This window comes from Solidesulfovibrio sp. (assembly GCF_029978005.1).
Lineage (GTDB): Bacteria > Desulfobacterota > Desulfovibrionia > Desulfovibrionales > Desulfovibrionaceae > Solidesulfovibrio.
On sequence record NZ_JARKOZ010000136.1, the window covers coordinates 1 to 24,836 of the forward strand.

The following is a 24,836-nucleotide window of genomic DNA, read 5'->3' on the forward strand; positions in this document are numbered from 1 at the left end:
CCCAAAAACTTTTAAAGGGGGGTTCTGGCTATTTCGGAAAAAGAGAACCGGGCCTAGCGTGTTGTCGTGGCCCTGTCCACCCCTTTGGGCGAGGGGGTCCGGGGGGCATCATGCCCCCGGCCGCCGGAGGCGCTCTTCTCTTCCCAATTAATGCCGAAACGACCTCTGCCCGGTGAACACCATGGCCACCTGCGGCGAGGCCTCGTTGCAGGCGGCCACGACCTCGGTGTCGCGGATGGAGCCGCCGGGCTGGGCGATGGCCGTCACGCCCGCGCCGATGCACAGGTCCACGCCGTCGCGGAACGGAAAGAAGCCGTCGGAGACCACCACGGACCCGACGAGGCCGCCGTTGGTCGCCTCGGTTTTGGCCCGGACGTCGGCCAAAAGCTTGGCCGCCTCGGGGTCGGCCTTGGCTTTAAGCGTCAGTTCGTAAAGCGACAGGTTGCAGGCGGCGAAGGCCAGGCCGTCGGCGTACTTGGTCTTGGCCTTGTGGATGGTCAGCTCCACCACGCCCACGCGGTCCTGCTCGCCCGTGCCGATGGCCACCGTCGCGCCGTTTTTGACGAAGATGACCGAGTTGGAGGTGACGCCGGCTTCCACCGCCCAGGCGAACAGCAGGTCCTCGGCCTCCTTGTCGGACGGCCCGCGGGCGGTGACGGTGGTGCCGGCCTTGTCCGTGGCCGTGGCCGGCAGGAAGTCCGCGGCGGAAAGGATGCGGTTGCGGAAGGAGAACTGGAGCACCAGGCCGCCGTCGGCCAGGGATTTGACGTCGAGGAACGGCTGGCCCACCAGCTTGTCCAGCTGGGCCAGGCCCGGCAGGCGGAAGATGCGCAGGTTCTTTTTCGATTTGAGGATCGCCAGCGCCTCGGGCTCGTAGTCCGGGGCGGCCACCACCTCGAAATACACGGCGTTGATCTTCTCGGCCGTGGCCGCGTCCAGGGTGCGGTTGACCACGATGGCCCCGCCGAAGGCGGCGATGCGGTCGGCGGAAAAGGCGGCCTCGAAGGCGGCGCAAAGCCCGGCGTCGGACCAGGCCGCGCCGCAGGGGTTGTTGTGCTTAAGAATCACGGCCGCCGGCTTTTTCGTCAGATACTGCAGGATATTGACGCCGTTATCCACGTCGGTCAGGTTGGTCTTGCCCGGGTGCTTGCCCGACTGGAGCAGATGCTCCTCCGTGGCGGCGCACACCAGCCCGTCGCCGGGACCCCGGAACTCCACGCCGCCGAGCGACAGGCGACCGGCCGTCGGCGCGTAGAGCGCGGCGGGCTGGTCGGGATTCTCGCCGTAGCGCAGCCCCTTTTCCTCGCCGTCGATGGTCCAGGTCCGCTTGGCGAAGGTCAGTTCGGCCTCGCCGAGCCGGATGACGAGTTCGGTCGGAAAGGGGTCCTCGACCATGGTGGTGTACATTTTCTTGAGGTCGCTCATGGCGTGCGCTCCTTGGGTGACGTGCGAAGCGTTGCCTAGCACAGCCGGCGACCCTCGGCAATTTGCATTTGGAAGCCCGTGGCGTTTCTGCTAACAAGGCCTGTCCGCCGCATCGACGGCAGCATATCGTGTGGACAAGGAACGGTCGTGGAACAGGTGCTTTTGAAAATGGCCAGGCAGCTTCGCGCCTTCGACGAGGCTTCGCTCATGGCCCTTTGGGACAAGTACGCCGAGGCGGTGGGCCGGTTCGAGCCGTCGCACCGCTGGGAAGAGTCGGTCCTGGTCCTGGCCATGATCCAGGGGATGCGCTTCAAAAATCAATTGTTCAACCATCATTGGGCCGAAGGCCGACAGCCGGGACACCCCGCCGCGCCCGAGGCGGCCGCCGACGCGACCACCCAGGCGACGCCGGAACCCGCCGCGCTGCAGCCCGAAACGCAACCGGCGCAAACCACACCCCGTCGGGGCAAGGTTCTCGCGTTTCGACCCAAGGATACAGGGGAGTCATAGGCCATGGGCGAATACCGCAACCAGCAGGCCGCCGGCGCCGGCCGGGGCATCGTCATCCACGGAGCCCAATGGGGCGACGAGGGCAAGGGCAAGATCGTCGATCTGCTCACCGAATCCGCCAAGGCCGTGGTCCGCTTCCAGGGCGGCAACAACGCCGGCCACACCCTGGTCGTGGCGGGCGAAAAGACCATCGTCCACCTCATGCCCTCCGGCATCCTCCACGACGGCACCACCTGCCTCATCGGCAACGGCGTGGTCCTCGACCCGGAAGTGCTGTGCCGCGAAATGGACACCCTGGCCGCCAAGGGCGTGAACGTCACTCCCGAACGGCTCATGATCTCGCGCAAGACCCACGTCATCATGCCCTACCACCGGCTGCTCGACGGCGCGCGCGAAACCCTGCGGGCCGGCGGCAAGATCGGCACCACCGGGCGCGGCATCGGCCCCTGCTACGAGGACAAGATGGCCCGCATCGGCATCCGCGCCGGCGACTTCGCCGACCCGGAACTGCTGGTCAAAAAGATCGCCCAGGCGCTGGTGGAGAAAAACACGCTCTTCACCAAGCTCTACGACATGCCCGCCCTGGACCCCGGGGCCGTGGCCGAAGGCATCGCCCCGGTGGCCAATCGCCTGCTGCCCTACCTCGGCGACGTGTCCAGCGTCATCCAGAAGACCCTGGCCACGGGCGGCGACGTGCTCTTCGAAGGCGCCCAGGGCACCCACCTCGACATCGACCACGGCACCTACCCCTTCGTCACCTCGTCCAACACCGTCTCCGGTCAGGCGGCCGCCGGCAGCGGCTGCTCGCCGGACGTGCTGGGGCGCGTCGTGGCCGTGGTCAAGGCCTACACCACCCGCGTGGGCTCGGGCCCCTTCCCCACCGAACTCTTCGGCACCATCGGCGACTACCTCCAGGAAAAAGGCGGCGAATACGGGGCAACCACCGGCCGCAAGCGCCGCTGCGGCTGGCTCGACCTCGTGCTGCTGCGCGAATCCGCCCGCCTCTCCGGCCCGACCGACATCGCGCTCACCAAGCTCGACGTCTTAAGCGGCCTCTACGAAATCAAAATCTGCATCGGCTACCGCTACAAGGGCAAAATCCACGAATACCCGCCCCAGGAAGAAGGGGCCCTCGAACACGTTGAGCCGGTCTACGAGACCATGCCCGGCTGGGAAGAAGACCTCTCCGGCATCACCGCCTGGGAAGACCTGCCGCTGGCCGCGCGCGAATACGTTTCGCGCATCGAACAGTCGCTCAAGACCACCTGCTCCATCCTCTCCGTCGGCCCGGATCGCAAGCAGACGATCATCAGGGGATAGAGGATCGGGAAAGAGGAAGATGCTCCGGCGGCCGGGGGGCGTCATGCCCCCCGGCTCCCCTCGATAGGGGCGGATGAAAGGTTGCGGGAACGCCGGGCCGATTTCGGCACCCCATATCCGGCCTCCCGCCCGCCAGCCGATCTCCCGACTCCGGCCTTAAATCGCCGCGCCGTGATCGAGAAAGGTATGGAAGCTGACGGGCGTGACGTAAGCGGTCTGTCCTTCGGTCAGGCCCAGTTCCTCTCTGTGCTTATGGCTGATGTCCGCGTGGTGCTCCGTGCCGTCGGCTTCGAGCAGCAGGATCTTGACCGACGGGCCGGCCGAGAGGATGCGCGCCACCCGGGCCTGCACCGAGCTTTCCGCCGTGGCCGTCAGGGATATTTCCACCTCATGGGGCCTGGCCAGGAGGCGCAGGCCGTTGCTCCTCGGGGCGGCGGGGTCGGCACCCGTGCCGTTGCGGCCATGGAACAGATTCACCTTTCCCAGGAAGCGCAGCACGAATTCCGAGGCGGGCTTGTGGAACACCTCGTCGGGAGTGCCGATCTGCTCCACCCGCCCCTGCCGCATGATGACCACGACATCGGCCAGCTCCAGGGCCTCTTCCTGATCATGGGTCACGAAAAGGGAGGTGACCTTGATTTCATTGTGCAGGCGACGCAGCCAGTTGCGCAGGTCCTGCCGGACGTTGGCGTCCAGGGCGCCGAAAGGTTCGTCGAGGAGCAGGACGCTCGGCTTGATGGCCAAGGCCCTGGCCAGGGCCACGCGCTGGCGCTGGCCGCCCGAAAGCTGCCAGGGCCGCCGGTTTTCAAGTCCGGTGAGCTGCACCAGGGCCAGCAGTTCGTTCACCTTGGCGGCGATTTCCCGTTTGGGCGGGCGGGCACGCCGGGGCAGGGAACGCAGGCCGAAGGCCACGTTCTCGAAGACCGTCATGGTGCGGAACAGCGCGTAATGCTGGAACACGAATCCCACTCGCCGCTCGCCCACGCCGCGGTCGGACACGTCTTGTCCGGCAAAAAGCACAGCCTTGCCCGGGACGGAATCAGCCTGTTCCAGACCGGCGATGATGCGCAACAGCGTGGTCTTGCCCGAGCCCGAAGGCCCGAGCAGCGCCACCAGCTTGCCGTCGGGCACGGTCAGGCTGACGTTGTCCAGGGCCCGAAACGAGCCAAACGCCTTTGAGATATTGCGGACTTCTATGCTCACGGGATCACTCCGACAGGGTGGCCGCCGTGGCCAGGGCAGCCTGGCGACGCTGCAAACGCTCCGCCAGGCTCCTGGCGACCAGGGCGGCCAGGCCAAGCAGGGTAAGCAGGGAGGCAACCGAAAAGGCGGCGGCGAACTGGTATTCGTTGTACAGGATTTCAACGGCCAGGGGCAGGGTGTTGGTCTGTCCGCGGATGTGGCCCGACACCACGGAGACGGCTCCGAATTCACCCATGGCCCGGGCGTTGCAGAGGATCACGCCGTACACCAGGGCCCATCTGACCCCCGGCAGGGTCACCCGCCAGAAGGTCCGCCAGCCACTGGCTCCCAGCAGCAGGGCGGCCTGTTCCTCGTCCGTGCCCTGGGCCTGCATGGCCGGGATGAGTTCCCGGGCCACGAAGGGGACGGTCACGAAGATCGTGACCAGGAAAATGCCGGGCACGGCGAATATGATGCGGATGTCGTGGGCCGCCAGCCAGGGGCCGAACAGGCCCTGCATGCCGAAAAGCAGGACGAAGGCCAGGCCGGCCACCACCGGCGACACGGAAAAGGGCAGATCGATCAGGGTGACGAGCAGGGTTTTGCCCGAAAAGGAGAACTTGGCCACGCACCAGGCCACCGCCAGGCCGAAGACCAGGTTGAGGGGCACGGCCACGCCGGCCGTGAGCAAGGTGAGCAGCATGGCCGACAGGGCGTCCGAATCGGTGATGCTGCGCCAGTACACGGCCGGGCCGCGGGCAAGCGCCTCGATGAAGACGCAAGCCAGGGGCAGCACCAGGAAGACGGTCAGGAACAGGACGGCGACTCCGATGAGGAGCCAGCGGACCGGATCGGAACCGGCCGAGGCCAGGCGACGGCCCTGGGCCATGGCTAGGCTCCTTCCCCGAAGTGCCGGGTGCTCCACCATTGCAGGATGTTGATGACCAACAGCAGGATGAACGAGAGGATGAGCATGACCAGGGCCAGGGCGGCGGCCCCGGCGTAATCGTACTGTTCGAGCTTGGTCAGGACGAGCAGAGAGGTGATTTCCGTGTGCATGGGCTTGTTGCCGGCGATGAAGACCACGGAGCCGTATTCGCCGACCCCGCGGGCGAAGGCCAGGGCGAAGCCGGTGAGCAGAGCCGGCAGCAGCGCCGGAAACACCACGCGAAAAAACGTGCGCAGCTTTCCCGCGCCAAGGCTGCCCGCCGCTTCCTCCAGTTCTGGATCGAGGTCCTCCAGGATCGGCTGGAGGGTGCGCACCACGAAGGGCAAGCCGATGAAGGTCAGGGCCAGGGCCACGCCAAGCGGCGTGTACGCCGCCTGGATGCCCGCGGCTTCGAGGTACCGGCCGATCCAGCCGTTCTTGGAATAAAGCGCGGTCAGGGCGATGCCGGACACGGCCGTGGGCAGGGCGAAAGGAATGTCCACCAGGGCGTCGGCCAGGCGACGGCCGGGGAACTCGTAACGGGTGAGCACCCAGGCCGTCACCAGACCGAAAACCGCGTTCGCCAGCGCCCCGGCCAGGGCGGCTCCCAGAGTCAGGCGGTAGGAGGCCATGACCCGCGGAGAGGCCACCGCCTGCCAGAATTGTCCGAAATCCATCCGGGAGGCCCACAAGGGAAACACCGCCAGGGGCAACAGGACCAGAAGCCCCATATAGGCCGTGGAATAACCCAGGGTCAGGCCGAAGCCGGGCAGGACCGAGGCGCGTGCGAAGTGAAGACGCATGGGAACTTTCCTGTTTCGCCGCTACTTGCCGGCCTTGGTAATCTGGTCGAACACGCCTCCGTCGGAGAAATGGACGCGTTGCACGTCGCGCCAGGTCCCGAACACCTCGCGGATGGTGGGCAGTTCCAGTTTCGGGAACCGGGCCAGATCCTCGGCAGCGGCGTGCTGGGGCAGCGAGGGACGATAGTAGTGCTTGGCCGCCAGGCGCTGGCCCTCGGGGGAGTAGAGGTATTCCAGATAGCCCTGGGCCAGGTCCACGCTGCCGTGCTTGTAGGCGAAGGTGTCCACCACGGCCACCGGCGGCTCGGCCAGGATGGACAGGGAGGGCACCACGATCTCGACCTTGTCGGCCCCGAGCTCGTTGATGGTCAGAAACGCCTCGTTCTCCCAGGCCAGCAGCACATCGCCCAGGCCCCGCTGGGCAAAGGTGTTGGTGGAGCCGCGGGCTCCGGTGTCCAGGATCGGCACATGGGTGAACAGTTCCGCCACGAACGCCTTGGCCTTGTTCTGGGCCGCCTCCACGGCCCGGGCCTGGGCCGGATCCTTGAGCCTGGCCAGATCGCCCAGTTCGCGCTTGAGCACGTAGGCCCAGGCGGCCAGGTAGTTCCAGCGCGCGCCGCCCGAGGTCTTGGGATTGGGCGTGATCACTTCGACCCCCCGCTTGGTCAGGTCCCCCCAGTCCTTGATGCCCTTGGGATTGCCCTTGCGCACCAGGAAGACGATGGTGGAGGTATACGGGGAGCTGGCGTTGGGGAGGCGGGCCTGCCACTGCGCGGGCAGGAGGTTGCCGTTGTCGTGGATGGCGTCGATGTCATAGGCCAGGGCCAGGGTGACCACATCCGCCTCCAACCCGTCGATGACCGAACGGGCCTGCTTGCTCGAGCCGCCGTGGGACTGGTTGATCACCACGGTATCGCCGGTCTTTCCCTGCCAGTACCTGCCGAACGCCTCGTTGAAGTCCCGATAGAATTCCCGGGTGGGATCATAGGACACGTTGAGGAGATGACGTTCGGCCGCGAAGGCGGGAATGGCGCCTGCCAGAGCCACGAACAACACGAGCATGCCAAGCCGCTTTCCGAATGCGCGCATGATGTCCTCCGTTAGTTCATTATTTCGGTCAAGTTAATGATATTAGCGTGGGCCCCATCCTGTCAAGCCGGTATCTCGCGGGCACGCGATATGATTGCGGGAGCCGGGGCACCGTGGTTCTCCCGGGGGAAACCCGGGCCTCTGGGGCAACGCGCCCGCCCGCGCCCCCGCATTGACGGCGCGCCGGGCATGTGAAAACATTCAAGGATTGACGCGCATGAGGCCTCGCGCCGCCCCTCCCGAGCCGCTCGGGGGTGCGGGGGCAGCCCCCCTGCCCCGGCAACGAACATCCAACCGCCGCATGGAGACACGCCGCAATGAACGCCGCCACATCCGCTTTCGGCGTCTCGCCGCGCCAGGCGCACGCGCTGGCCGGCCTGGACGCCCTGGCCCGGGCCGTGCCCCAAGCGGTGATCCTGGAGGGCGGCTCGGCCGAGGACCGCGCCGCGGCGGGGTTGTATTTCGCGGCCCGGCTCAATTGCCAGGCCGCGATGCCGCCTTGCGGGACGTGCGCCACGTGCTTGCAGATTCTGGAGAACGTGTTCCGGGATCTGCATTATTTCGACGGCGCGTCCGAAACGATCAAGGTGGACGCCATGCGCGAGGTGCGGCTGCTCGTGGGCGAGCCGCCGCGCGGGGTGGGCAAGCGCGTGATTCTGCTGGCCGAGGCTCAGGGATTGACCGAGGAGGCGGCCAACGCGCTTTTAAAGGCCATGGAGGAGCCCCGGCCCGGCAACGTGTTCGTGCTCCTCGCGCCGCAGCGGGAGCGGCTTTTCCCGACGCTGGTTTCGCGGTCTTTCGTCATGACCCTGGCCTGGCCGGACACGGCGGAACCGACGCCGTCCGGCGGCGACGACGATCCCTGGCCACTGCTGGACGGGCTGCATTCGTTTTGGCGTACGGGCCGGGGGTGGTTCACGGCTTCCAAGGGCCGGCCGTCGCGGGCCTGCGCCGAGCGGGTGCTGACGGAGCTGTCGCGGGAGCTGGCGGCGTTCCTGGCCGGCCGGCAGGACACGGAGCTCGGGGCCATGCTCGGCACGTGCCATGATCCGGACGTCCCTCGCCGCCTGGATCTGCTGCTCGCGGAAAGCCAGGAGGCGCTGATCCTGACGGTCAATCCGGCCGTTGTCCTGGACCGGCTGGCGACGCGGGCCTATCTATGGCTGCGCCGCTGAGGGCGCGCTCTTCCCTGGCAGGGTAGCCGACGATCTCGAAGCGCCGCCAGGGCGGATCGAGGGACTCGGCGAAGATTCTTGCCTCGTTGCGCAGTTCCAGGCGCAAAAAAAGCTGCCTGGCCGGAGCGTCGCGCAGATCGATTTCCGCCAACCGGCTGGTTTCATAGCTTTCGGGCGTCGCCACATCGGCATCCGTTCCGTACATGACCGTGGCATAATCCCCGTCCCGCCGGGACCAGCCCAGCAGCACGTAGCCGTTGATGGGCGGCGCGAGCTTGCGGAAAAGCGTCACCGAAACCTGATCGAGGGGCGTGTCGCTCTCCAGGCGCAGCACGAGTTCCGCCTGCGGCGCGCGCGTCATGTCCGGCATCAGTCCCTTGATGCGATTTCGTCCGTGCCCGGTGTCGATGGCCCAGGGCATGAGATTGCGGCTGCGCACCACGCCGACGCGAAGCGGTCCCTTTTCGATCGGCGCGATCCCGTTGTCGGTGAAACGGAGGTTCACCCGGATCGGGTCTTCGTAGCCGAAGGCCGGCCAGGCAGGTTCGACCGCGACTTCGATGCGCCCCTCCCGGCGCGTCACGCGCAGGGAATCGGCCACCGCGCCGGCCCAGATGGTGTTGCCGTCGCCATTGACGTGGGCGTTGCGGGGCAGCAGGAAGTACCGCTCGACCTTTTCGCCGGACATGGCCCGGAACTGCCGGGTCATATCCAGAACCGGGATGTCGTTGCTGCGGCAAAACGGCGCCAGGGCGGCGGCGGGCTGGTTCAGGTCCTCCCGGATTTGCGCGGCGTCCGGCGCGATGACGAACAGCAATTTTGCGCCGGACGCGGCCACGGCATCGCGAAATTCCAGAAGCGCCCGGCGGTAATTGTCCCACAAGCGCTCGGCGTCCGCGGCGGATCGCTCGGACAGGAGCCGGTTGCGATCGCGGAGCAAGGCCTGTTCGGCGGGCGTCGGGCGCAGGCGGTAGGAAGCGAACTCTCCGGTTTCGGTCCGGGAAGGCCCCTGGAACGCACCCATGGAACGCAACGCGCCGAAAAGGCCCGGCGCCCGCTCCCCCAGCCAGTCGTTGATCCGGCGCTGCACCGCTTCCAGGCCGAGGGCCTGTTCGAAGGCGTTGTAGTCGCCGCCCTGGCGCACCAGCAGGTCCTCCCGGAAAAACGATCCGGCCATGGCCTCCAGGTCGTTGATGTAGAATTGGAGAACGACCACGTCCGGGGCCAGGCGCGCCCCTTTTTCCCGATAGTAGGACAGCTCGTCGAAAAGGTCGTAGAAAGGCACCCCTGCGTTTATGACCTCGACGTCGACGCCGGGCAGACGCCTGGCCATGAGCGTCTCCAACTGGGCCGGGTACGCCACGGCGTCGTCGACGCCCACGCCGTAGGTGAAGGAGTCGCCCAGGCACAGGATGCGAAGCGAGCCCGGCTCGCGCCGGGCGGCGACGGGACGCGTCCCGCGAAATCCCTGGGCGTTGGTCGTGACCCGGTAGGGCAGGCCGGCGATTTCCCGGTCCGTGACGCGCAGCCGGGGCTCCAGGTCGCCAAGGACGTCGTCATATCCCCGGGGCTCCACGCGACGCTCGGGTCGCCCGCCGGCCAAGCCCCAGACGAGGGCCACGAGCAGGTGCGCCCCCAGGCACAGGCAAAAGACCAGGATGCCCGCCAGCCGGATGCGGTTGCGCGTTCCGTGAACCGCTTTCCAGGCCCTGTTGTCCATACGGCGAGCATAGTGGGCCTCGACGGAAATGACAAACGCCCGCCGCCGGGAAACCGGCGGCGGGCGTTTCGTGTATGGAAGGGGGCGACGGCTATTCGGCCGCGGCCTCCTCCTTTTTCTTTTTCTTGGGCACGCCCTGGAGGAAGATCGTCTGTTGCTCGGTGGCCACCGGACGGTGCTCCTTGGTCATGGACAGGCAGCTGGTGGGGCACACGTCCACGCACACGCCGCAGTACACGCAGGCCATGGCGTCGCAGGCCCAGGTGCCGGCCTTGTTGTCCACGGCGATGCACTGGGACGGGCACTTGATCATGCAGGTCCGGCAGAAGATGCATTCGTCTATGTTGCAGACGAGCGTCCCCCGGAACCCTTCGAAATGGCCCCGCACGGCGATGGGATACAGCCGGGTGGAGCTTTTCGTCAGCAGGTTCGTGACGACGTTCTTGGTCATGTTGAACATGGAAGGGCGCTCCTTTTTTTACCTTTCGGTGCAGCTGATGCAGGGGTCGATGGACAGCACGATCACCGGCACGTCGGCCAGCTCGCACCCCGGCAACATGGCCAGAAGCGGCGGGATGTTGGCGAAGGTGGGAGTGCGGATGCGCACGCGCTCCATGTTCTTCGAGCCGTTGCCCTTGAGGTAGTACATGAGCTCGCCGCGGGGCTGCTCCACGCGGGTGACGGCCTCGCCGTCGGGCTTGCCCTTGACCTTGGCGGCCACGAGGCCGGCGGGCAGGTCGAGGTTGGGCGGCGGCGCGGCGGCCAGGCGGTGGCGCTTGTCGCGGTTGTAGGCCTGCATGATGTCGCGGCGCTCGCCGGCGGAGACGGGCTTGGGCGTGTCGTCCTCCATGGCTCCGGAGACGTTGGCCGCGGTCTCGCCGGCCGGCAGGCGGGCGATGGCCAGGCGCACGATGTCGATGGCCTGGAGGGTTTCGCGGAAGCGCACGGCGCAACGAGCGTAGGAGTCGCCGTCGTATTCGACGATGGGGTCGAAGCCGAGCTCGCCGAAGGCGGCGTAGCCGGTCTGGCGGGCGTCCTGGGCCCAGCCCGAGCCGCGCAGCATGGGGCCGACCGCGCCGAGCTGGTAGGCCTGCTCCTTGGTCAGCACGCCCTTGCCCACGGTGCGTTTCTTGACGGTGTAGTCGCTCAGGATGGTGTCGGAGAGCTGCTTGATCTCCTTTTCGGAGACGGCGAGCTGCTCTTCAATCCACTGGCATTGCTCGGGGGACAGGTCGCGGCGCACGCCGCCGATGACGTTGACGGAGACCACGACGCGGTTGCCGCAAGTGGCTTCCATGATGTCCATGACGCGCTCGCGCACCCGCCAGAACTGCATGAACAGGCTCTCGAAGCCGAAGGCGTCGGCGAAGAGCCCCAGCCACAGCAGGTGGGAGTGGATGCGGTGCAGCTCGCCCCAGATGGTGCGCAGGTACTTGGCGCGGCGCGGCACTTCCACGCCCATGATCTGCTCGACGCCTTCGCAGTAGCAAAGGGCGTGCAGACAGGAGCAAATGCCGCACACGCGCTCGACGATCTGGATCATCTGGTTGAAGTCGCGGACCTCGCACAGCTTCTCAAGTCCGCGGTGCACGTAGCCCAGGGTGGGCAAGGCCTCGACGACGGTTTCGTCCTCGATGGTCAGCTTCAGGTGCAGCGGCTCCGGCAGGACAGGATGCTGCGGTCCGAACGGCAATATGGTACGGGCCATAAGGTTCCCTCGTTAGCACTGTTTTTGAGCCACGCTGACCTTGCAGAACGGCATGGCGCGGACTTCTTCTTCAAGATACAAGGCACCGGCGAAATCGAGCACGATGTCGGAAAAGCAGACGCCGAACTGGTCGCGGATCTCGTTTTCCACGAGAAGCGCGGCGAAGTACACCGGCGAGATGCTCGGCACGACGGTTTCTTTGGGAATGGTCAGGCGGTAGTGCTTCATGGTCAGGTCTTTATCGTAGTGATAAAGAATGTCGAAGCTGTCCTCGCCCACCTGGTTGGCGGACATGGTGACCAGCCGCCAGCCCTCGTCGAAGCACTCCTTGGCGATGTCGCGCACGGCTTCGAGGCTCAGGGGTATGGTTTCCAGCACGTTCGTATCCTCGATGCGGGGCCGGGCCCCGGTTGGGTCGTTTTCGCGGCGCGACCGGCCCTTAGGCGGTCATGCCGAGCAGGGTCTTGACCTTTTCCAGGGCGGCCACGACGCCGTCGATGATGGCCTCGGGCCGGGCCGGGCAGCCGGGGACGTAGACGTCCACGGGGATGACCTTGTCCACGCCGCCGACCACGTTGTAGGCCTCGCGGAAGACGCCCCCGGTGCAGCCGCAGGCGCCGATGGCGATGACGGCCTTGGGTCCGGGCATCTGGTCGTAGATGTTTTTGAGCACGTGCTTGTTGCGCTGGTTGACGGTGCCGGTGACCAGCAGCACGTCGGCGTGCTTGGGGTTGCCGACGTTGATGATGCCGAAGCGCTCGATGTCGTAGATGGGGGTGAGGCAGGCGAGCACCTCGATGTCGCAGCCGTTGCAGCTGCCGCAGTCGAAGTGGACCACCCACGGGGACTTGATGCGTCCTTTATTGATCATGTTGCCTAACATGGGTTCTCCTTGGGCGGTCGGCCGTTATTGCGCGTAGAGCCACAGCATGTTGACGATGGTCAGGACCACGCCCATGCCCACGGCCGACTTGAGCATCCAGCGCCAGGTCAGGCGCGCCGTGACGTTGTCCACGATGATTTCGGCCAGGTAGGTCAGCGCCACCAGGACGATCATGCCGACGACGCTCGTGGACCAGAACAGACCGCAAAAGCCCAGCACCAGGATCACCTCGTACCAGTGGGCGATCTCGATCATGGCCAGGTAGGGGCCGGAGTATTCGGTGTACACGCCGCGCACCAGTTCCTGGTGGGCGTGGTGGCAGGCCGATATGTCGAAGGGCGACTTGCGCAGCTTGATGGTCAGCGCGTAGCCGAGCACGATGAACATGAGCGGAATGTCGTAGAGCATGGGCCGCGACAGCTCGAACACGGCGCTCACCTTGAAGCTGCCCGTGACCATGGCGATGGCGGCGAAGACGAGGATGAGCAGGGGCTCGTAGGCGAGCATCTGGAGCAGTTCGCGCTGGCCGCCCACCTGGCTGTAGGGCGAGGGGGAGGCGAGCGCGCCCATGACCAGGAACACCGCGCCCACGGTCAGGACGAAGAAGATGAGCAGCAGGTCGGAGCCGATAAAGAGCAGCACCACGGACAGCGCGGCCGCGACCACGTAGACGTAGGCGCAAAGGGCCTGCCAGGTGTTGGTGACCATGGGCTCCTTGCCCAAAAGCTTCAACACGTCGTACAGGGGCTGGAGGATGGGCGGACCGTAGCGGGACTGGAGCCAGGCGGTGACCCGGCGGTCCACGCCGGTGATGAGCGCCCCCGCGATGGGGGCCAGGACCAGGGCCAATATGGCGATGACGATTTTGGTGATCACAGGGCGCCTCCGAAAAGCATGATCACGAGCACGGCCAGGGCGACGACGTTGATCCACTTCGACAGCATGGCCTCGCCGAAGAACTGCTCGAGGTAGTAGTTGCCGGAGGCGGCGGCCACGTGCTGGCCCAGGGGGCCGAGGAAGCCGGCCTTGCCATCGACGGTCTGCTGTTCGCCGCACATGTAGGGAGCGGAGATCTGGGCGGCCGTCACCTTGCGCGACTGCTTGACGGCGAAGTAGAGGCCGAGGCCCAGAAGGACGAACAGCGGGTAGACGATGAACACGCCGGAGCCGGAATCAAAGTTGCCGTAGCTGGTGGTATAGGCTGCGGCCTTGTAATACATGGCCACCACCGGGGCGACCAGTCCGTTGTAGACGAAGGGGGAAGCCAGGCTCACCAGCACGGCCATGGCGGCCAGGATCACCAGGGGCAGGCGCACGGAGCAGGCCTGGGCCTCGGGCTGGGGCTTGCCGAAGGGCGTGGCCAGCAGGATGCCGGCCCAGCGGCACCAGAAGAGCACGGTCAGGCCGGAACCCAGCGCCAGCATGATCATGACCAGGAACTGGCCCTGGGCCGACTCGATGGCCATCCACTTGGCCATGAGCATGCCGAAGGGAGGCAGCATCATGGTGATCACGCCGATGATGGTGATGATCGCCGTGCGGGGCATGCGGGCGTAGAGGCCGCGCATGTCCTCGATGTCGCGCGAGCCGATCTTCTGCTCGATGGCTCCCACGCACAGGAACAGCAGAGCCTTGGAAATGGCGTGGAAGATGATGAGCAGGATGGCCGCGGTGATGGCGGCCGGGGTGTTGATGCCGGCGCAGGCGATGATCAGCGCCAGGTTGGAGATGGTGGAGTAGGCCAGCACCTTCTTGCCGTTGGACTGGCCGGCGGCCAGGGCGGCCGTGGCCAGGAACACGAAGGCGCCGAACAGCGCGATGAAGTTGCTGAGGTAGGTGCCTGCGTAGATCGGGGCCAGGCGCACGATGATGTACACGCCGGCCTTGACCATGGTGGAGGAGTGCAGCAGCGCCGAGACCGGGGTGGGCGCGACCATGGCCCCGGTGAGCCAGCTCTGGAACGGGGCTTGGGCGGCCTTGGTCATGCCGGCGAAGACCAGCAGGAACATGGGGATGAGGATGGCTCCGCCGGCCACGGCGAATTCCGGCCCGCGGGCCAGGATGTCGGCCAGGGACAGGGTGCCGGCCACCTTCTGGAGGATGATGAGGCCGAACAGGAAGGCCGTGCCACCGAGCACGTTCATCCACAGGGCGCGTTCGGCGTTCTTGCGGGCGATCTCCGTGTCGTCATGGCCGATGAGCATGAACGAGCACAGGGTGGTGCATTCCCAGAAGAAGTACATCCAGAGCAGGTTGTTCGCCAGAACCAGGCCGTTCATGGCGCCCAGGAACAGCACGATGAAGAAGAAGAAGCGAGGCTGTTTCGACTTGGCCAGGTGCAGGTGCTCCTCGTGCTCCTTCATGTAGCCGATGCCGTAGACGGCGATCAGCGAACCCACGATGGAGATGATGCACACCATGATCAGGCTCAGGTCGTCGGCGAAAAACGCCGGGGTGGTTCCGTGTCCCTCGACCATGAAGAAGTCGAGCCAGACGAGCCCGAGAATCTGCGCCGCGGTGAGCCAGATGATGATCTGGTTCCTGCGTTTGATACCCACGAACAGCACCACGAGCAGTATGACGAAATCGCCCAGGGTGACGAGCGAGTCATACAGCGGGGCCGGCGACAGGATGAACGCTCCGCCGCGCAGCATCGCCAGCGACGCGAGCACGAGCACTCCCGCCGTGGCCACCAGGATGACCTTGCGCACGTTTTGCTCTCGCAAAACGAGCAACACGGCTGCTACCAGAAACGGCAACAGCACCGTCGCAAAGACCAACGTGTCGAGCATAGGCACCTCGGAAAAAAGTTTAGGGACCGCCATGGACACACGCCCTGCCCCCGCCGCGAGGCAGAGCAATCCAAGAGCAACGCGGCCGCCTGCTTTGGAAAACTCTAGGCCCCATGGGAGAGAGCGTCAAGTTTAGGCCTCCTATAAGAAAATGCCAGTGAGTGCAATAGCGTGATTCCTTTCACAAGGGTTCCTCTCCAGCTGGAATCGCCACCCACGGCCCACTGCCGCTTCGGAAAACCGGCACTACCACAGTCGGAATTATGAAAAATCACGCGTTTTCAGTCTATTGCCCCAAACCGAAACTTTCCCGCCCCTGCATCCAATTTTTTTCGGCCGCCCCCCTTGCCTTTCACGCCGATGTGGTTACATACATTCCCGCCCGCCGCTAGCACTCCCATCGGGCGAGTGCCAAGCCGGGCCGAATCCGCCAAACACCACTGGAGGTTACCGTATGAAGCTCAAACCCTTGGGCGACCGTGTGCTTGTCAAGCGTCTGGAGCAGGAAGAAGTCACCAAAGGCGGCATCATCATCCCCGATTCCGCCAAGGAAAAGCCCATGAAGGGCGAGGTCATCGCCGTGGGCCCGGGCAAGATCGCCGAAGACGGGAAGCACATGAAGATGCACGTCGAAAAGGGCGACCTGGTCCTTTTCAACAAGTACGCCGGCACGGAAATCAAGCTCGACGACGAGGATTTCCTGGTCATGCGCGAGGACGACATCCTGGCCGTCATCGAAGCCTAAGGCCGCGGCATACCCCCTTTCGGAGCATCACGACTTTCATTCCTAACAAGGAGAAGCATACATGGCTGCCAAAGAGATCCTGTTCGATTCCAAGGCCCGCGAGAAGCTCAAAAGAGGCGTCGACAAGCTGGCCAACGCCGTGAAGGTGACCCTCGGTCCCAAGGGCCGCAACGTGGTCATCGAGAAGTCCTTCGGCTCCCCGATCATCACCAAGGACGGCGTGACCGTGGCCAAGGAGATCGAACTCGAGGACAAGTTCGAGAACATGGGCGCCCAGATGGTCAAGGAAGTCGCTTCCAAGACCTCCGACATCGCCGGCGACGGCACCACCACCGCCACCATCCTGGCCCAGGCCGTGTTCAACGAGGGCGTCAAGCTGGTCGCCGCCGGCCGCAACCCCATGGCCATCAAGCGCGGCATCGACAAGGCCGTTGAGGCCATGGTCGAAGAGCTCGGCGTGCTCGCCAAGCCCACCCGCGACCAGAAGGAAATCGCCCAGGTCGGCACCATCTCCGCCAACTCCGACGCCACCATCGGCAACATCATCGCCGAGGCCATGAACAAGGTCGGCAAGGAAGGCGTCATCACCGTCGAGGAAGCCAAGGGCATGGACACCACCCTTGACGTTGTCGAGGGCATGCAGTTCGACCGCGGCTACCTTTCCCCCTATTTCGTCACCGATCCCGAGCGCATGGTCTGCGAGCTCGACGAGCCGCTGATCCTCATCAACGAGAAGAAGGTCTCCTCCATGAAGGACCTGCTGCCCATCCTGGAGCAGGTCGCCAAGATGTCCCGTCCGCTTCTGATCGTGGCCGAGGACATCGAGGGCGAGGCCCTGGCCACGCTCGTCGTCAACAAGCTGCGCGGCACCCTTCAGGTTTGCGCCGTCAAGGCCCCGGGCTTCGGCGACCGCCGCAAGGCCATGCTGGAAGACATCGCCATCCTGACCGGCGGCCAGTCCGTGTCCGAGGACCTCGGCATCAAGCTGGAAAACGTCACCCTGGTCGACCTCGGCAAGGCCAAGCGCATCATCGTCGACAAGGAGAACACCACCATCGTCGACGGCGCGGGCGACGCCGACAAGATCAAGGCCCGGGTCAAGCAGATCCGCGCCCAGATCGAGGAGACCACCTCCAGCTACGACAAGGAGAAGCTCCAGGAGCGCCTGGCCAAGATCGTCGGCGGCGTGGCCGTCATCAACGTCGGCGCCGCCACCGAGACCGAGATGAAGGAGAAGAAGGCCCGCGTCGAGGACGCGCTCAACGCCACCCGCGCGGCCGTCGAGGAAGGCATCGTTCCCGGCGGCGGCGTCGCGCTCGTGCGCTGCGTCAAGAGCCTGACCTCCATCAAGCCGGCCGACGACGACGAACAGGCCGGCCTCGACATCGTGCGCCGCGCCATCGAGGAGCCCCTGCGCCAGATCTCCGGCAACGCCGGCTTCGAGGGCTCCATCGTCGTGGCCAAGGTGCGCGACGGCAAGGACGGCTTCGGCTTCAACGCCGCCACCGGCGAGTACGAGGACCTGATCAAGGCCGGCGTCATCGACCCCAAAAAGGTCACCCGCATCGCCCTGCAGAACTCCTCCTCCGTGGCCGGCCTGCTCCTGACCACCGAGGCGGCCATCGCCGAAAAGCCCGAGCCCAAAAAGGACATGCCCCCGATGCCCGGCGGCGGCATGGGCGGCATGGGCGGCATGTACTAGACGTACGCCGCTTCCTCCCAAGGTTACCGCAAGGGGGCCGGACGAACGTCCGGCCCCCTTTTTTGCGTCCCCGGCGCATTTCGCGGACGGGAACTCGAAGCCCCTGCGCTCCCTTAGGCGGCGGCCCCCGCGCCGGCTCCGGTGCGGCGCATGCGCGCGAGGGTCATGAGCGCGGCCACGGCCATGGGCGCCGCGCCGGCGACGATGAAGACCACGTCCCCGGGCAGCCGGGCCCATTCGAGGAGCCGGGGGAGGCTGCCGCCCAGGTACGCGACGTCCCGGGCGTGCCAATAGCCGTTTTGCAGCACGTCGTAGACCTGGAGCACGCCGCCGGGAAAGAGGCTGCCGGCCGCCATCATGGCCAGGCCGATGTTGAGCCCCCAAAACGAGACCCGCACCAGCTTCTCCGGCCCGGCCCACTGGTCGTCGGGCAAAACCTGGCGGAAGGTCAGCACCATGAGGGCCAGGGCCTCCATGCCGAAGACGCCCATGAGCGCCAGATGCCCGTGGTTGGGCGTGAGGATGGTGCCCACCTCGAAATAGCTGACGATGGGCAGGTTGATGAGGAACCCGCAGACGCCGGCGCCGACGAAGTTCCAAAACCCCACGGCCATCAGAAAATAGAAGGCCCACTTGTGGGGGATGTTCACGGCCTGCCCGCAGACGTCGCAACGCGAGCGGGTGAGCTTGACGAAATCCCAGGCGTCCAGGGTCAGCAGCGTCAGCGGCACCACCTCCATGGCGGAAAACAGCGCCGAGAGCGACATGTTGAGGGTGCTCTGGCCGCTGAAGTACCAGTGGTGGCCCGTGCCGACGATGCCGCTGCCCAGGAAGAGGATGGCGTCGAGGGAGATGACCCGCACGGCGGTCTGGTGCGTGACCAGCCCGAGCCTGAAGAAGGTCACGGCCACCATCACCGTCACGAACAGCTCGAAAAAGCCTTCCACCCAGAGATGGATGATCCAGAAGCGCCAGTTGTCGACCACCGTGAAATGCGTCGTGGAGCCGAAGAAAAAGGCCGGCAGGTAAAATACCGGGATGGCCAGGGCGGCCAGCAGAAACAGCGTGGTGATCTCCCGGCGCTCGGGATCGAGCAGGGCCGGCAGGACGCTTCGCAGCAAAAGGACCACCCAGCCGACCAGCCCCACGGCCAGCAGCACCTGCCAGGCCCGGCCCAGATCGAGGTATTCCCACCCCTGGTGGCCGAACCAGAACCAGGCCTCGCCCAGCCACTGCCGGATGCCCGCCAGTTCGCCGAGCAGGCTGCCGACCACGACCAGGACCAGGGCCCAGAACAGGGCGTGCACGGCCTGGACCTGCCCCTTGGGTTCCTTTTCGCCCAGGGCCTGGGCCAGGAGCAGGCCGCCGGCCACGAAGGACGTGGCGATCCAGAAAATGGCCGACTGCAGGTGCCAGGTCCGCAGGATGTTGCTCGGCAGGATCGCGGTCAAATCGAAGCCGTAGAAGCTGCCCGGATCGGCCCGGTAATGGGCGGTCGCGCCGCCGAGCAGCACCTGGACCAGAAACAGCAGGGCCGCGGCCGCGAAATACTTGACCAGGGCCCGTTGGCCCGGCGTGGCCGCCCCGGGCAGCATCTGCGGATGGACATGTTCGCCCGTGCCCTTCCAGCCGAGATAGTCGAACTTGCCGAAGGCGAACAGCACCAGGGCGGTACCGGTCAGGAGCGTGACGAGGCTCAGGGCGCTCCACAGCACCGTCTCGCTGGTCGGCGTGTTGCCGAGCTCCGGGTCGTAGGGGAAATTGTTCGTATAGGAATAGTCCTTGCCCGGCCGGTTGGCGATGGAGGCCCAGGCCGTCCAGACAAAAAACGCGGTCAGTTCGCGCAGTTCCCTGGCGTCCTGGATGTACCGGACCGGCAGGCCGCCGTTGGCGGCCGGATCTGAAAAATAGCCGGTCCAGAAGGCGATCTGGTTTTGAAAGGACCGGGCTTCGGCCGGCGTGAAGGTCAGGACGTCGCGTTGGGGGTCGTAACGGTTCTCCTTGAGGAGCCGGGAGGCTTCCGCCATCGCCATCCGGCGCTCGGAGGGGGACAGCGCCTCCAGGTCCCGGCCGAACCGGCTTCGGGCCGCCTCGCGGCCGACGGACAGCCCCAGTTCGTGCAGGACCCGGGCCGAGAAGTCCGGGCCGAGATACGCGCCGTGGCCCCAGATCGACCCGTTCTCCATGAGGCCGTATTTCAGGAAAACCTGCTGTCCGGCCGTGACCTCCGCCTCCGTGAACACGACCTGTCCGTCGCTGTCGAGCACGGTCTTCGGGATGGGCGGGGCGTTTTGGTACGCCTGGAAAGCGATCAGGATTTCCAGCGCGAAGCCGATCGCCAAGGCCACGACCACACCACGACGCCACCACGACGACAAGGTCGTTTGCCGAACGCCGCTCGCCTGCATGATTGCCTCCTTTTTTCATATAGGGGAACCAGTCTTTTCCGTTTACGCCATTGCGCCGCGAACGCAACGGCGGGACGACGTTTTTCCGGGATATTCCGGCTCGTCCCGCAGCAGGCTTCCGCAAAGGGCAAACGCCTCCGCCGCGCGCGGCCCTGCCCGCGGTCGGCCGTTTCCCCGCCTTGTTGACCCGGCGCGTCCCGCCGCGCTATTCCATGGCAGCCTCGGCCCAAGGAGACTCCATGCCCGATACGACGCCCGCGACGCCGGAAAACCAGCCCTACGACCTGTCCAACCCGCAGGTGCTGCTCGCCTGGCAGCGCAACCACCTGGCCAACGAACGCACGTTCCTGGCCTGGTGCCGCACGGGGCTGGCGCTTTTCGGTTTCAGCTTCGTCATCGAGCGCTTCGATTTCTTCATCCGGCAGATCCAGAACGTGCCCATGTTCGAGGGCATGGCCCAGAAACATTTCCACACCGAGGCCATCACGCTGTCCACCTTCGCCGTGGGCGTGCTGGTCATGGTTGTGGCCACCTGGCGCTTCTGGTACGTCCGCCGGTGCATCAACACCGGCGCGAAAACCTTTTCCACGGCCCCGGACATGGTGTTCACGGTGGCCGTGGTCGCCATCATCATCGGTCTTTTCAGCGTGTTCTGGCATCTGATCGTGCAATGACCCCAGACGCGGAGCCTGCCCTATGCGCCATGTCGTCCCCCCCCTTCTGGCCGTGCTGGCGGTCCTGGCCGGCCTGGCCGGGCCGGTCCGCGCCGCCGCCCCGTCGCCCCTGGCCCGGGCCGTCATCATGGAGGCCGCCGGCCGCCTCGACGACCAGCTGACCGCCCTGTCCCGCAGCGCCGCCGCCCTGGGCGCAGCCTACACCGCCCTCTACAAGGACGCCTCGGCCCAGGCCCAAGCCGATCGCGCCCGCTTCCTGCAAAGCTACGCCGCAAAAGACGGCGCCGTGGCCTTCCGCGACCCGGCCGGAGCCTGCGGCCCCACCCCGCAGGCCGGCGCGCCCTGCCAGTCGCTGCTCTTCTACGACGGCGAGAACTTCACCGACGAGACCTTCCGGGCTTTGTCCGCCATGCACCGGCTGGCCCCGGCCATGGCCGCCGCCCACGACGCCCTGCCCTTCTCCTGGGTCTACCTGACCACGCCGGGACAGAACTTCGCCATCTACCCCTACCTGCCCCTGGCCGAGGCCGTGAACAACTACCAGCCCACGGAAAAGGGCTTCTACACGGCGGCCGACTTCGCCGGGAAGGCCTGCGGCTGGGAATCGCCCTACCTGGACCTGGCCGGCGCGGGCATGATGGTGACCGTGTCCTGCCCGGTCTACGACGGAGAGACGCTCCTCGCCGTCTCCTCACGCGACGTGACCCTGGAGCAGCTCTCAAAGCGCGTCCTGGCCGACCTGGCCGGCATCCCCGGAGCCAAGGCCGCGCTCATGAACCGGCGCGGCAAGGCCATCGCCGCCAGCGACCCCAAGGTTGCGGACTTCATCGTCAAGGAGAACGCCAAGGCCGGCGACGCGGTGGTCTATTTCCGGGCCGACCGGGGGCTGGCCGCCCTGGGCCAGGAGAAGAACGTCGATTCCCCGGACGATCCCCTCAACGATGCCGCCGAGATGGTCCTGGAACGAGCCGAGGCCGAACGCAAATGGCCCATCGCCTTCAGCCATGGCAAGGAGACGGTGCTGGCCGCGCGCCTGGAGGCCACGGGCTGGTACCTGATGCTGGTCCTGCCCCAGAAGGCGGCGCGGTGAACCGGTCCTTCCCCCACGGCGGCAACGTCCGCGCCCTGGCCCGGGCCGCCGGGCGCGATCCCGGCGACGTGCTCGACGCCTCGGCCAGCATCAACCCGCTGGGGCCGCCGCCCTGGCTGCGGCAGGTCATAAGCGCCGCCGTCTCGGACCTCGTCCACTACCCGGACCCGGACTGCACGGCGCTTCTGGCCGCCGCCGCCGAGCGCTACGACGCGCCCGCCGGCCATTTCACGGCCGGCAACGGCACGAGCGAACTGCTCTTCGCTCTGCCGCGCGCCACGGGCCTGGCCCGGGCCGTCATCCCCACCCCGTGCTACGCCGACTACGCCACGGCCTGTCACAAGGCCGGCATGGACATTCGCCGCCTCGCCGCCGTGGAGTTCGACGACTTCGCCGTGCGCCTGGACCACGTGGAGGCCGCCCTGCGCACGCCTTCCATGGTCGTCCTCGGCAGCCCGGGCAACCCCACGGGCAGGGTCGTGCCGGCCGAGGCCGTGGCCGACCTGGCCTCGCGCCATCCCCAGAGCCTGTTCGTGGTGGACGAGGCCTTCGCCGACTTCGTGCCCGACTTCCCCTCCCTGGCCGGCGCGGACCGGCCCCACAACGTGGCCGTGCTGCTGTCGCTCACCAAATCCTTCGCCGTGCCCGGCCTGCGCCTGGGACTGCTCGCCGCCAGCCCCGACCTGACCGGCTGGGTGCGGGCCAACCTGCCGCCCTGGTCCGTCAACGCCCTGGCCCAGGCCGTGGGGACGCGGGCCTTGGGCGATGCGGAATTTCTCGAAAAAACCCGGGCCGCCCTGCCCGCCCTGCGCCACGCCCTGACCGACGGGCTCGCCCGGCTGGGCCTGGAGGTCGTCCCGGGCGCGGCCGCCAATTTCCTCCTGGCCCGGCTGCCGGCCGGCGCGGAAACCTCCGCCGCAGTCTGCCGCCGACTGCTGGCCGAACACGGCGTGGCCCTTCGCGACTGCGCCAACTTCCACGCCCTGTCCGACCGCTACGTCCGGGTGGCCGTGCGCCCCCTGGACGAAACCGCCCGCATCCTGGCGGCCCTGGCCGCCGTGCTCGACCCGCCGGCCGCCCCGGCCTTTTTCCCCAAACGCAGGACACCGGCGCTCATGGTCCAGGCCACGGGCTCCAACGCCGGCAAGTCCGTGCTGTGCGCCGGCATCTGCCGGGCGCTTGCCCGATCGGGGCTTCGCGTCGCGCCGTTCAAATCCCAGAACATGTCCCTCAATTCCGGCGTCACGGCCGACGGCCTGGAAATGGGCCGGGCGCAAATTCTGCAAGCCCGGGCCTGCCGCCTGGCCCCGGACGCACGCATGAACCCGGTGCTGCTCAAACCCACCTCGGACAAGGGCTCCCAGGTCATCGTCATGGGCAAGCCCGTGGGCGTCATGAAGGTGGGCGAGTATATCAATTATAAGCCCCAGGCCTTCGCCGCGGCCAAGGCCGCCTACGATTCCCTGGCCGCCGAAGCCGAGGCCGTGATCCTGGAAGGGGCCGGCAGCCCGGCCGAGGTGAACCTGCAAGCCCACGACATGGTCAACATGGCCATGGCCGACCATGCCGGCGCGACCGTGCTCCTGGCCGCGGACATCGACCGGGGCGGAGCCTACGCCGCCCTGTGGGGCACCATGGAGTGCCTGAGCGAATCCCACCGGGCGCGCGTGGCCGGCTACGTCCTCAACCGCTTTCGCGGCGACCCGACGCTGCTCGACCCGGCCAACGCCTACCTCCGCGCCGCCACGGGCCGCGACGTGCTGGCCGTCGTCCCCTTCGTCCGCGACCTTGGGCTCCCCGACGAGGATTCCGTGAGCTTCAAGGACGGCGAGGCCCTGCCGGACAGAGCCGCGGCCGGACCGGACGCCCTCGACGTGGCCGTCCTCGACCTGCCCCGCGCCTCCAACCTCACGGACATCGACGCCCTGGCCGCCGAACCCGACGTGCGGGCCAGGCGCGTGCGAAACGCCGGCGAACTCGGCCGACCCGACGCCATCCTCCTGCCCGGCAGCAAGAACACCCTGGCCGACCTGGCCTGGCTCAAGGAAACCGGCCTCGCCCAGGCCGTCACGGCCCTGGCCCGCGAAGGCATGACCGAAGTGGTCGGCCTGTGCGCCGGCATGCAGATGCTCGGCCGGGAAGTCGCCGACCCCCTGGGCCTGGAATCGGGCCGGGAACGCGAAGAGGGCCTCGGCCTCCTGGACCTGGCCACGGAACTCGGCCCGGAAAAAACACTCACGAGCACGCGGGCCCGCCACGCGCCCACGGGCGAAGCCCTCTACGGCTACGAGATCCACCACGGCCGGACCACGGCCCCGGACTCCCTGACCGTGACCGTGGTCCGGGAAGACGGCGCGGCCATCGGCTACGCCGCCCCGGACCTGCCGGTCTGGGGAGCCTACCTCCACGGCCTCTTCGACGCCGACGGCTTCCGCCGCCGCTTTCTGAACGCCCTGCGCCGCCGTCGCGGCCTGCCGCCCATCGAACGCCTCACGCCCTACGACCTGGAACCGGCCCTCGACCGGCTGGCCGACGTGATCGAAGCCAACCTGCCCCCGGCGACGCTGCGCCGTTTGCTCGGGATGTAGAGGGGAGGGAAGATGCCTCCGGCGGCCAGGAGGGGGTGACCCCCTCCTGGACCTCCCCGACGGGTGCGGGTGGAGGAGTGGAAGGGAACGGTAG

The 24,836-nt window shown here is 66.8% G+C and carries 21 protein-coding genes; 8 read left to right on the top strand and 13 right to left on the bottom strand.

Annotated elements, in window-relative coordinates:
* Positions 1-147: 147 nt before the first annotated feature.
* Positions 148-1,425 (bottom strand): IMP cyclohydrolase, encoded by a 1,278-nt coding sequence (locus tag Q1K70_RS15230; protein ID WP_300161247.1) that lies wholly within the window; start codon positions 1,423-1,425, stop codon positions 148-150.
* Positions 1,426-1,572: 147 nt separating this feature from the next.
* On the opposite strand from Q1K70_RS15230, the gene Q1K70_RS15235 reads away from it, so the two are divergent.
* Together Q1K70_RS15235 and Q1K70_RS15240 are read left to right on the top strand one after the other, a co-directional pair.
* The gene (locus Q1K70_RS15235; RefSeq protein WP_300161249.1) at positions 1,573-1,935 is read left to right on the top strand and encodes a hypothetical protein; all 363 of its coding nucleotides are present in this window, start codon (positions 1,573-1,575) and stop codon (positions 1,933-1,935) included.
* 3 nt (positions 1,936-1,938) lie between these two features.
* The gene (locus Q1K70_RS15240; RefSeq protein ID WP_300161251.1) at positions 1,939-3,255 is read left to right on the top strand and encodes an adenylosuccinate synthase; all 1,317 of its coding nucleotides are present in this window, start codon (positions 1,939-1,941) and stop codon (positions 3,253-3,255) included.
* Positions 3,256-3,411: 156 nt separating this feature from the next.
* Here Q1K70_RS15240 and Q1K70_RS15245 read toward each other — a convergent pair whose 3' ends face one another.
* The 4 genes from Q1K70_RS15245 to Q1K70_RS15260 are packed head-to-tail and all read right to left on the bottom strand — an operon-like array spanning position 3,412 to position 7,257.
* On the bottom strand, positions 3,412-4,458 hold the full coding sequence (locus Q1K70_RS15245) for a TOBE-like domain-containing protein (RefSeq protein ID WP_300161253.1): 1,047 nt from the start codon (positions 4,456-4,458) through the stop codon (positions 3,412-3,414).
* A gap of 4 nt (positions 4,459-4,462) precedes the next feature.
* Positions 4,463-5,326, bottom strand: coding sequence for a sulfate ABC transporter permease subunit CysW (cysW, locus tag Q1K70_RS15250; RefSeq protein WP_300161255.1), 864 nt, complete (start codon positions 5,324-5,326; stop codon positions 4,463-4,465).
* 2 nt (positions 5,327-5,328) lie between these two features.
* On the bottom strand, positions 5,329-6,168 hold the full coding sequence (cysT, locus tag Q1K70_RS15255; RefSeq protein ID WP_300161257.1) for a sulfate ABC transporter permease subunit CysT: 840 nt from the start codon (positions 6,166-6,168) through the stop codon (positions 5,329-5,331).
* Between the two features lie 21 nt (positions 6,169-6,189).
* Complete coding sequence (locus Q1K70_RS15260) at positions 6,190-7,257, bottom strand: sulfate ABC transporter substrate-binding protein (RefSeq protein WP_300161259.1); 1,068 nt, start codon at positions 7,255-7,257, stop codon at positions 6,190-6,192.
* A gap of 317 nt (positions 7,258-7,574) precedes the next feature.
* Between Q1K70_RS15260 and Q1K70_RS15265 the strand changes: the two genes are divergently transcribed.
* Positions 7,575-8,432, top strand: coding sequence for a DNA polymerase III subunit delta' (locus Q1K70_RS15265; RefSeq protein WP_300161261.1), 858 nt, complete (start codon positions 7,575-7,577; stop codon positions 8,430-8,432).
* Here the strand turns inward: Q1K70_RS15265 and Q1K70_RS15270 are convergent.
* From Q1K70_RS15270 to Q1K70_RS15300, 7 genes are all read right to left on the bottom strand, one after another.
* Positions 8,371-10,152, bottom strand: coding sequence for an SGNH/GDSL hydrolase family protein (locus Q1K70_RS15270; RefSeq protein WP_300161262.1), 1,782 nt, complete (start codon positions 10,150-10,152; stop codon positions 8,371-8,373). The two genes, Q1K70_RS15265 and Q1K70_RS15270, sit on opposite strands and share 62 nt — an antisense overlap.
* 91 nt (positions 10,153-10,243) lie before the next feature.
* Positions 10,244-10,612, bottom strand: coding sequence for a 4Fe-4S binding protein (locus Q1K70_RS15275; protein ID WP_300161264.1), 369 nt, complete (start codon positions 10,610-10,612; stop codon positions 10,244-10,246).
* A gap of 18 nt (positions 10,613-10,630) precedes the next feature.
* Positions 10,631-11,860, bottom strand: coding sequence for a nickel-dependent hydrogenase large subunit (locus Q1K70_RS15280; RefSeq protein ID WP_300161266.1), 1,230 nt, complete (start codon positions 11,858-11,860; stop codon positions 10,631-10,633).
* A gap of 12 nt (positions 11,861-11,872) precedes the next feature.
* Positions 11,873-12,238 carry an NADH-quinone oxidoreductase subunit C gene (locus tag Q1K70_RS15285; RefSeq protein WP_300161268.1) on the bottom strand — a complete coding sequence of 122 codons (366 nt, stop codon included), beginning with the start codon at positions 12,236-12,238 and terminating at the stop codon, positions 11,873-11,875.
* A 61-nt stretch (positions 12,239-12,299) separates the two neighbouring features.
* A complete protein-coding gene (locus Q1K70_RS15290) occupies positions 12,300-12,743 on the bottom strand; it encodes an NADH-quinone oxidoreductase subunit B family protein (RefSeq protein WP_300161270.1) in 444 nt (147 codons plus the stop codon).
* 24 nt (positions 12,744-12,767) lie between these two features.
* Positions 12,768-13,616, bottom strand: a complete 849-nt coding sequence (locus Q1K70_RS15295) for a complex I subunit 1 family protein (RefSeq protein ID WP_300161286.1) — start codon at positions 13,614-13,616, stop codon at positions 12,768-12,770.
* Positions 13,616-15,535: a proton-conducting transporter membrane subunit gene (locus Q1K70_RS15300; protein WP_300161272.1), complete on the bottom strand. Its 1,920-nt coding sequence runs from the start codon at positions 15,533-15,535 to the stop codon at positions 13,616-13,618. Before Q1K70_RS15300 ends, Q1K70_RS15295 begins: the two co-directional genes overlap by 1 nt.
* A gap of 454 nt (positions 15,536-15,989) precedes the next feature.
* On the opposite strand from Q1K70_RS15300, the gene groES reads away from it, so the two are divergent.
* Both groES and groL read left to right on the top strand, forming a co-directional pair.
* Positions 15,990-16,280, top strand: a complete 291-nt coding sequence (gene groES, locus Q1K70_RS15305; protein WP_300161274.1) for a co-chaperone GroES — start codon at positions 15,990-15,992, stop codon at positions 16,278-16,280.
* A gap of 61 nt (positions 16,281-16,341) precedes the next feature.
* On the top strand, positions 16,342-17,982 hold the full coding sequence (gene groL, locus Q1K70_RS15310) for a chaperonin GroEL (RefSeq protein WP_300161276.1): 1,641 nt from the start codon (positions 16,342-16,344) through the stop codon (positions 17,980-17,982).
* Between the two features lie 113 nt (positions 17,983-18,095).
* Here groL and Q1K70_RS15315 read toward each other — a convergent pair whose 3' ends face one another.
* Positions 18,096-20,390: a cbb3-type cytochrome c oxidase subunit I gene (locus Q1K70_RS15315; RefSeq protein WP_300161278.1), complete on the bottom strand. Its 2,295-nt coding sequence runs from the start codon at positions 20,388-20,390 to the stop codon at positions 18,096-18,098.
* A 239-nt stretch (positions 20,391-20,629) separates the two neighbouring features.
* On the opposite strand from Q1K70_RS15315, the gene Q1K70_RS15320 reads away from it, so the two are divergent.
* From Q1K70_RS15320 to Q1K70_RS15330, 3 genes are read left to right on the top strand one after another with little or no spacing between them, the layout of a single operon-like run.
* Positions 20,630-21,064: a DUF202 domain-containing protein gene (locus tag Q1K70_RS15320; protein ID WP_300161280.1), complete on the top strand. Its 435-nt coding sequence runs from the start codon at positions 20,630-20,632 to the stop codon at positions 21,062-21,064.
* Positions 21,065-21,086: 22 nt separating this feature from the next.
* Entirely contained in the window at positions 21,087-22,154 is a 1,068-nt protein-coding gene (locus Q1K70_RS15325) for a histidine kinase (RefSeq protein ID WP_300161282.1), read from the top strand.
* Positions 22,151-24,742 carry a cobyric acid synthase gene (locus Q1K70_RS15330; protein ID WP_300161284.1) on the top strand — a complete coding sequence of 864 codons (2,592 nt, stop codon included), beginning with the start codon at positions 22,151-22,153 and terminating at the stop codon, positions 24,740-24,742. The genes Q1K70_RS15325 and Q1K70_RS15330 overlap by 4 nt, the downstream gene beginning before the upstream one ends.
* Positions 24,743-24,836 lie beyond the last annotated feature (94 nt).

Coding starts and splice junctions, on each gene's coding strand:
- Q1K70_RS15270 (WP_300161262.1), bottom strand. CDS start 10,152: ATGGACAACAGGGCCTGGAAAGCGGTTCACGGAACGCGCAACCGCATC.
- Q1K70_RS15280 (WP_300161266.1), bottom strand. CDS start 11,860: ATGGCCCGTACCATATTGCCGTTCGGACCGCAGCATCCTGTCCTGCCG.
- Q1K70_RS15290 (WP_300161270.1), bottom strand. CDS start 12,743: ATGTTAGGCAACATGATCAATAAAGGACGCATCAAGTCCCCGTGGGTG.
- cysT (WP_300161257.1), bottom strand. CDS start 6,168: ATGCGTCTTCACTTCGCACGCGCCTCGGTCCTGCCCGGCTTCGGCCTG.
- cysW (WP_300161255.1), bottom strand. CDS start 5,326: ATGGCCCAGGGCCGTCGCCTGGCCTCGGCCGGTTCCGATCCGGTCCGC.
- Q1K70_RS15240 (WP_300161251.1), top strand. CDS start 1,939: ATGGGCGAATACCGCAACCAGCAGGCCGCCGGCGCCGGCCGGGGCATC.
- Q1K70_RS15265 (WP_300161261.1), top strand. CDS start 7,575: ATGAACGCCGCCACATCCGCTTTCGGCGTCTCGCCGCGCCAGGCGCAC.
- Q1K70_RS15320 (WP_300161280.1), top strand. CDS start 20,630: ATGCCCGATACGACGCCCGCGACGCCGGAAAACCAGCCCTACGACCTG.
- Q1K70_RS15260 (WP_300161259.1), bottom strand. CDS start 7,257: ATGCGCGCATTCGGAAAGCGGCTTGGCATGCTCGTGTTGTTCGTGGCT.
- Q1K70_RS15325 (WP_300161282.1), top strand. CDS start 21,087: ATGCGCCATGTCGTCCCCCCCCTTCTGGCCGTGCTGGCGGTCCTGGCC.
- Q1K70_RS15230 (WP_300161247.1), bottom strand. CDS start 1,425: ATGAGCGACCTCAAGAAAATGTACACCACCATGGTCGAGGACCCCTTT.
- Q1K70_RS15300 (WP_300161272.1), bottom strand. CDS start 15,535: ATGCTCGACACGTTGGTCTTTGCGACGGTGCTGTTGCCGTTTCTGGTA.
- Q1K70_RS15275 (WP_300161264.1), bottom strand. CDS start 10,612: ATGTTCAACATGACCAAGAACGTCGTCACGAACCTGCTGACGAAAAGC.
- groES (WP_300161274.1), top strand. CDS start 15,990: ATGAAGCTCAAACCCTTGGGCGACCGTGTGCTTGTCAAGCGTCTGGAG.
- Q1K70_RS15315 (WP_300161278.1), bottom strand. CDS start 20,390: ATGCAGGCGAGCGGCGTTCGGCAAACGACCTTGTCGTCGTGGTGGCGT.
- groL (WP_300161276.1), top strand. CDS start 16,342: ATGGCTGCCAAAGAGATCCTGTTCGATTCCAAGGCCCGCGAGAAGCTC.